This is a genomic window from Halopseudomonas sp. L-58 (assembly GCF_056859475.1).
The window spans coordinates 39,408-46,377 of record NZ_JBSXON010000027.1 but is presented as its reverse complement, the minus strand read 5'-3'; the positions used below and the strand labels follow the sequence as shown (position 1 = coordinate 46,377).

The following is a 6,970-nucleotide window of genomic DNA, read 5'->3' as shown; positions in this document are numbered from 1 at the left end:
GCCGATGCACACGGGTCAGCTGGAAGGTATCAACAACCGGATCAAGGTGATCAAGCGGATGGCCTACGGTTACCGAGACAGCGAATTCTTTTTCATGAAGATCAAGAATGACTTTCCCGGCAATCCGTGAAGAACCTTTTTTTTGCCTGTTCGCTACCCATGGCAAGGTGAATCATAACGGGTGTTTTGTCTCGCCATTGTGGCGGTGTGACCGTTCGGTCTGTTTCTGTATGGCCCGTTCTAGGTGGGTTTTATGGGTTTTGTGCGGGTTTTTTATATTTGCCCGATGGGACGAACGGGCTTGCTTAGCTCGTAGTCAATCAGTAGAGTCTCTGGCCTCTCAAGTCGTATAAGAATCCTAATAAAACCCGTCGCTGCGTTGCCCCTGTGTCTATCATTTCGGGTAATGCGGGCGATGTTGCGCGTCTGAAAGTCTGACGGCAGGCACCGTGTGTGCTCCTTGAGGGATAAACACCGGTCATGGTTGTGGCAATGCGCATGCTGATGGCCGGTTACCCCAAACAACTCCAAGCAAAACAGGGCGAACCCATGAAACCCATCACTATTGCTTCTTTGACTCTGGTCACTGCGCTTGCTGCGCCGACGGCGTTTGCTGCGGTCAGCGCGCAGGACGCCGCCAAGCTGGGCAGCAGCCTGACCCCGGTTGGCGCAGAGGTTGCCGGCAACGCAGCCGGCACCATTCCCGAGTGGACCGGCGGCCTGGCAGCCGATGCCGCGCCGGTCGATGCCAACGGCTTCCTGGCCAATCCCTACGCCGGTGAGCAGCCGCTGTTTGTCATCACCGCAGCCAACTATGAACAGTATGCCGAGAACCTGGCGCCGGGCCAGATTGCCATGTTCAAGCGCTACCCCGACACCTTCAAGATGCGCGTATTTGCCAGCCATCGCTCTGCTGCCTTCCCGCAGGCGGTATACGACGCTGCGGCTGCCAACGCGACCAGCACCAAGCTGGTTCAGGGCGGTAATGGTCTGACCGACTATCGCCTGGCCTATGCCTTCCCGATTCCGGCCGATGGGCTGGAAGTCGTCTGGAACCACATTACCCGCTACCGCGGCAACGCGTTTCAGCGCACCGTAGTGCAGGCTACCCCGCAGACCAATGGCAACTTCAACGTGGTGCGTTTTGTCGAGGAGTACGCCGTACCGGCCGGTCTGGAGGATTACGACGCCAGCGCGCCGACCGACATGCTCTATTACTTCAAGCAGCAGGTAACCGATCCGGCGCGTCTGGCGGGTAACGTTCTGCTGGTTCACGAGACCATCAACCAGGTAGCGACGCCGCGTATGGCGTGGTTGTACAACGCAGGCCAGCGTCGCGTGCGCCGCGCTCCCCAGGTGTCCTACGATGGTCCGGGTACTGCGGCCGACGGCATGCGTACCTCCGACAACCTGGACATGTACAACGGCGCCCCCGATCGCTACGACTGGGAGCTGGTTGGCAAGCGCGAAATGTTCATCTCCTACAACAACTTCGAGCTGGGCTCGCCGCAACTCAAATATGACCAGATCTTCCAGGCCGGCCATATCAACCAGGACCTGACGCGTTATGAGCTGCACCGCGTCTGGGAAGTGGTTGCCAACGTCAAGCCGAGTGAGCGTCATATCTATGCCAAGCGTCATCTGTTCCTTGATGAGGACTCCTGGCAGGCTGCCCACATTGATCATTACGATGGTCGCGGTGAGCTGTGGCGTGTAGCCGAGGCGCACTCGGTTCAGCGTTATGCCGACAAGGTGCTGGGCTACACCATGGAAACCCTGTACGACCTGGTCGCCGGCCGTTACCTGGTGATGGGCGCAAACAACGAAGAGCGTGCCAACTACAACTACGGTTACAAGACCTCCAGTGTCGAGTTCACTCCGACTGCCCTGCGTCAGTCCGGCGTGCGCTAAGCGTTCGTTGCAGTAAACACAACGCCCGGCTCTGTCGGGCGTTGTGCATTCTACCGGCGGCGTTGGGCATCGGCGGCTGGCCGCCGGGCGTCAGTCTCCCTATACTCCGGAACAGGATAGTCTCCGTCGTGCCAGTTGCGCGGCGTATGCCCATTGCCATTTTCCGGACGCAAGATGACCCCAGTACCTGCCCTGATTCGTGAAACCTTTCCCGTTGGCCCGCTGCAGTGCAACTGCACCCTGATTGGTGATCCGATCAGCAAGAAGGCGATTGTGGTTGATCCGGGCGGAGACCATGAATTTATCGTCAAGCGTCTGAACGAGCTGGGGCTCAAGCTGGTCAGCATCATTCACACCCATGCCCACCTCGACCACTTTCTCGCCTCCGGTGAGCTGAAAAAGCTGACCGGCGCGACCCTGCATCTGCACAAGGAAGACCAGTTTCTCTGGGATAGTCTGGAAATGCAGTGCAAGATGTTCGGCATTCCCTACAAACCGGCGCCGGCGCCGGACCAGTGGCTGCAGGATGACGAGGAGCTGGCCTGTGGCTGCGGTGTTGCCCTGCATACGCCCGGGCATACCCCGGGCTCGATGAGTTTCTGGTTCCCGGAGGGCAAGTTGCTTATTGCCGGTGATACGCTGTTTCGCCGCGGCATCGGTCGTACCGATCTGTGGGGCGGAGACTATCGTCAGATTGAACGATCGATTCGCGAAAGACTCTATACGCTTGATGAAGATGCGGTTGTGGTGACCGGGCACGGGCCCGACACCCGCATTGGTGACGAGATTCGCGAGAATCCGTTTATTCGCGGCTGATGTCCGCGCGTTTTCCGTTCCAGTCTGTGCGGGCTGGACACAGAACCAACCAGAACAAGGGAATTACCATGAAAAGCCAAGGTTTGATTATTGCGGGTGCCTGCGCACTGATGATTGCCGGGTGCACCAACAACCCCTACACCGGTGAGCAGCAGGCAGGTAAGTCGGCTGTTTACGGCGGGATTGGCGCGCTGACCGGTGCAGCCATCGGCGCGGCGACCTCCAGCAGCGATGATCGTGCCAAGGGCGCTCTGATCGGCGCGGCCGTGGGTGGCGCTGCTGGCGGTGGCTATGGCTACTACGTCGACAAGCAGGAACAGCGCCTGCGTCAGGAGCTGACCGGCACCGGCGTGCAGGTCATCCGTAACGGCGACACCCTGCAGCTGGTCATGCCGGGCAACATTACCTTCGCCTCCGGCTCCTCCGACATCTCCAGCAGCTTCTATCCGACGCTGAATTCGCTGGTCAAGGTGTTCCAGGAGTTCGACAAGAACGGCATCAACATCGTTGGCCACACCGACAGCACCGGCTCCATGGAGCTGAACATGCGTCTGTCGCGTGAGCGTGCCGCCAGTGTTGCATCCTATATCGCCGGCCAGGGCGTCAGCGGTGCGCGTATCAGCAGCGCCGGTGTTGGTCCGAGCCAGCCGATCGCCAGCAACGATACCGAGGCCGGTCGCGCGCAGAACCGTCGCGTCGAGATCACCCTGCGTCAGCTCTGATCACGGCATGCAAGCCAAAAGGCCAACCGGGAAACCGGTTGGCCTTTTTTGGATTCGTCGCGGGTTAATGGGGGAATTACTTCCTTATTGAGCTGGGGCTGATTCAGCCTTTCGCCTTTACGGCGAGCCAAAGGGGGCCGCTTGCCCGGCCCCCCTTGGCGATCCCCCCGGGCACCCGGCTACGCGGCCCTTCGGGTTCGCTGCGTTGCTCGGGCCGACGGGGAGTCGCAGAACTCGGGGCTGCGCCCCTCAAACATGCTGCGACTCTTTTTCCCGCCAGCCCTGCGCTACTCGCCCGCGTAAACGGGACGAACCCCGGTGCGCACTCCACCATCAGAGCATTCGGTTTATCGCGCTGGAAAAGCGGATCGCATCACACCCGGACTCGCGCGATGAACCATCTTATTGCCGTGAGAACTCAATGGGTCGAGCGATCCATCGGCGTCGGGTACTGCTGGTGCAGGCGCGCCAGGTGGGCGTCCTTGTCGGTCCACAGCTGGTTGACCCAGGCTTGAAACTCGGCACGGAAGGCTTCGTCTTCCTGGTAGTTGCGGCCGAGGAACGCTGCCGGAATCGGCTTGAGTTCAAGGTGCATGACCACGTGCCTGACCCTCCCGCACAGCAGGTCCCAGAAGCTCGGGTTGCCGTCGGGGTAGTGGATGGTGATATCCAGCAGCGAGCGCAATTGCTCACCCATGGCATCCAGTACAAAGGCGACACCGCCGGACTTGGGTTTGAGCAGGTAGGTGAAAGGGGACTGTTGTTGCTGGTGCTTGGCCGGTGTCAGGCGGGTGCCCTCAAGGAAGTTGAACACCGCAACCGGAGTGGTCTTGAATTTTTCGCAGGCCTTGCGGGTCGTTGCCAGGTCCTGGCCGGCCTTTTCCGGGTGCTTGGCCAGGTAGGCCTTGGTGTAGCGTTTCATGAACGGGAAATCGAGCGCCCACCAGCACAGGCCGATGATGGGGACCCAGATCAATTCCTGTTTGAGGAAGAACTTGAGCATGGGCATGTGGCGGTTGAGTACATGCTGCAGAGCCAGAATATCCACCCAGCTCTGGTGGTTGCTGGTGACTAGATACCAGCCGTTGTAGTCGAGCCGCTCCAGCCCTTCGATATCCCAGCGGGTGCGCCCGCTGAGCGCCATCCAGCCGCTGTTGCAGCTGATCCAGAACTCGGCGATGCGGATCATTACCCGGGTACACCAGGTGCGCAGGGGCGGTATGGGCACCAGTTTGATCAGCGCGAATACGAAGAGAATCGGTGCATGAAACAGGGTGTTCAGCACCAGCAGCAGGGCAGCAATAATGCCACGCACGGGGGCAGGCAGAAACGACAGCATGGGTTGGCTCGTCCAGGGGCCGCTGGCGGGCGGCCGTGTTATGGGTTACTCGTTGTTGTAGGCCTGGATCGCGGTTAATGCAATGGTGTAGACGATATCGTCGACCAGCGCGCCGCGTGACAGGTCGTTCACCGGCTTGCGCAGGCCCTGCAGCATGGGGCCGACGCTTACCACGTTGGCGCTGCGCTGCACTGCCTTGTAGGTGGTGTTGCCGGTGTTCAGGTCAGGGAACACGAATACCGTTGCCTGTCCGGCCACCGGGCTGTCCGGCGCCTTCTGGCGGCCGACGCTGGCGATGGCGGCGGCATCATACTGGAGTGGGCCGTCCAGCAACAGTCCGGGCTCCCGCTCGCGGGCCAGGCGGGTCGCCTCGCGGACCTTTTCTACCTCGCTGCCACTGCCGGAGCTGCCGGTCGAGTAGCTGATCATGGCGACCCGTGCGGGGATGCCAAAGGCTTCTGCCGACCGGGCACTCTGAATGGCGATTTCGGCCAGTTCCTCGGCATTGGGCTCGGGGTTGACCGCGCAGTCGCCGTAGACCAGCACCTGCTCGGGCAGCAGCATGAAAAAGATCGACGACACCAGGTTGTAACCGGGGGCGGTCTTGATCAACTGAAAGGCCGGGCGAATGGTGTTGGCGGTGGTGTGGATGGCGCCGGACACCAGCCCGTCGACCTCGTCCAGTGCCAGCATCATGGTGCCCAGCACCACGTTGTCTTCCAGCTGTTGCAGCGCCATTGGCTCGTTCAGGCCCTTGCCTTCGCGCAGCTTGACCATGGGCGCCACGTAGCGCTCGCGCACCTGGTCGGGGTCGACGATCTGCAGGCCCTCCGGCAGGCTGATGTGCTGGGCGCGGGCAACGGCTTCAACCGACTCGCGCTTGGCCAGCAGAATGCAGTTGGCGATGCCGCGGCGCTGGCAGATGGCAGCGGCCTGTACGGTACGCGGCTCGTCGCCCTCGGGCAGCACGATGGTCTTGGCTGCATGCTGGGCCTGGCGCACCAGCTCATAGCGGAACGCCGGTGGTGACATGCGCTTTTCACGTGGCGTATCGCAGCGCTTGGCCAGCCAGACGTGGTCGATATGGCTGGCAACAAAATCGGTCACCTTATTGGCGCGCTCGCGATCATCAATCGGAATCTCGCGGTTCATGCGGTCGAGCTGGGTCGCGGTGGCAAAGGTGTCGGTCGGCACGCCGAGAATCGGCAGGCCCTGATCCAGAGCCGGCTGGCACAGTTGGATGACGCGCGGGTTGGGTTCAAAGCCGCCGGTCAGCAGCAGGCCGGCCAGCGGTGTGCCGGACAGTGCCGCCAGCGAGCTGGCAATGATGATGTCGTCGCGATCACCGGGGGTGACGATCAATGCACCCGGGCGCAGCAGATGAATGATGTTGGGAACGGTGCGCGAGCACAGTGCCATTTCCATCACCCGCCGTTGCTGCATCTCGCCGGCGTGGAAGGTGGTCGCCTTGAGCAGCTCGGCAATATCGGCGGTGCGCGGCGCGTTCAGCTCGTCCTGCCAGGGCACGCAACCGATCAGGCGGAAGTCGTCGGTATCCAGTCGGCTGGAGGCGTCGCGCAGACTCTGGGCGAAGTCCTTGAGTGTGCTTTTGAGTGTCGGCCGGTCGGGAATGTCGGTCGCGGTATCGGTCGCCAGTGCCCGTACCTTGTTGATGATGACGCCAAGCACCTTGGGGTGTTTGGGGCCGCCGAAGGTTTGGGCATTGATCTCGATTCGGTCTGCCAGGGTGGTGAAGTCGTCGCCGTCAGGGGCGGTCACCAGAATCACGTCGGCGTCCAGGCTCTTGGCCAGTTGCTGATTGATCTGCGCGGCGTAGTTGCTCTGGCGGGTAGGGACCATCCCTTCAACCACCACCACATCGGCACCGTCGGCTGCCTGCTGGTAGCGGCTGACAATCTCCTCCAGTACCTCGTCCAGCTCGCCCATGGCCAACTGGTGTTCAACCTGCGCCAGCGGCATGGCCGGCGGCGGCGACAACCCCAGGGTGCGGCTGATCAGTTCGCTGGAGCGCTCCGGGCCGTCGTCCCCGGGGTGCGGCTGGGCGATGGGCTTGAGAAAGTGCACCTTGAGGCCGGTCCGTTCCAGCGCCCGGATCAGGCCGAGGCTGGTGGAGGTCAGGCCGACACCGAAGCCGGTCGGCGCGACGAAAAACGTGTGCAGG

At 61.6% G+C, this 6,970-nt stretch carries 6 protein-coding genes; 4 read left to right on the top strand and 2 right to left on the bottom strand.

The window, feature by feature from the left end; all coding sequences use genetic code 11:
- The 4 genes from AC13EY_RS01585 to AC13EY_RS01570 all read left to right on the top strand — a co-directional run.
- Positions 1-130: transposase (locus tag AC13EY_RS01585; protein ID WP_482875955.1), on the top strand; the 130-nt coding region annotated here is incomplete at its 5' end.
- A 419-nt stretch (positions 131-549) separates the two neighbouring features.
- Positions 550-1,911 carry a DUF1329 domain-containing protein gene (locus tag AC13EY_RS01580; protein ID WP_228247512.1) on the top strand — a complete coding sequence of 454 codons (1,362 nt, stop codon included), beginning with the start codon at positions 550-552 and terminating at the stop codon, positions 1,909-1,911.
- Between the two features lie 174 nt (positions 1,912-2,085).
- Positions 2,086-2,727: an MBL fold metallo-hydrolase gene (locus AC13EY_RS01575; protein ID WP_228247511.1), complete on the top strand. Its 642-nt coding sequence runs from the start codon at positions 2,086-2,088 to the stop codon at positions 2,725-2,727.
- Between the two features lie 68 nt (positions 2,728-2,795).
- Positions 2,796-3,449 carry a YiaD family glycine zipper/OmpA-like lipoprotein gene (locus AC13EY_RS01570; protein ID WP_088274683.1) on the top strand — a complete coding sequence of 218 codons (654 nt, stop codon included), beginning with the start codon at positions 2,796-2,798 and terminating at the stop codon, positions 3,447-3,449.
- 418 nt (positions 3,450-3,867) lie between these two features.
- On the opposite strand, the gene AC13EY_RS01565 is transcribed toward AC13EY_RS01570, so the two are convergent.
- Both AC13EY_RS01565 and pta read right to left on the bottom strand, forming a co-directional pair.
- The gene (locus tag AC13EY_RS01565) at positions 3,868-4,788 is read right to left on the bottom strand and encodes an acyltransferase (RefSeq protein ID WP_228247510.1); all 921 of its coding nucleotides are present in this window, start codon (positions 4,786-4,788) and stop codon (positions 3,868-3,870) included.
- 45 nt (positions 4,789-4,833) lie between these two features.
- Positions 4,834-6,969 (bottom strand): phosphate acetyltransferase, encoded by a 2,136-nt coding sequence (gene pta, locus AC13EY_RS01560; RefSeq protein WP_228247517.1) that lies wholly within the window; start codon positions 6,967-6,969, stop codon positions 4,834-4,836.
- Between the last annotated feature and the right edge of the window lies 1 nt (position 6,970).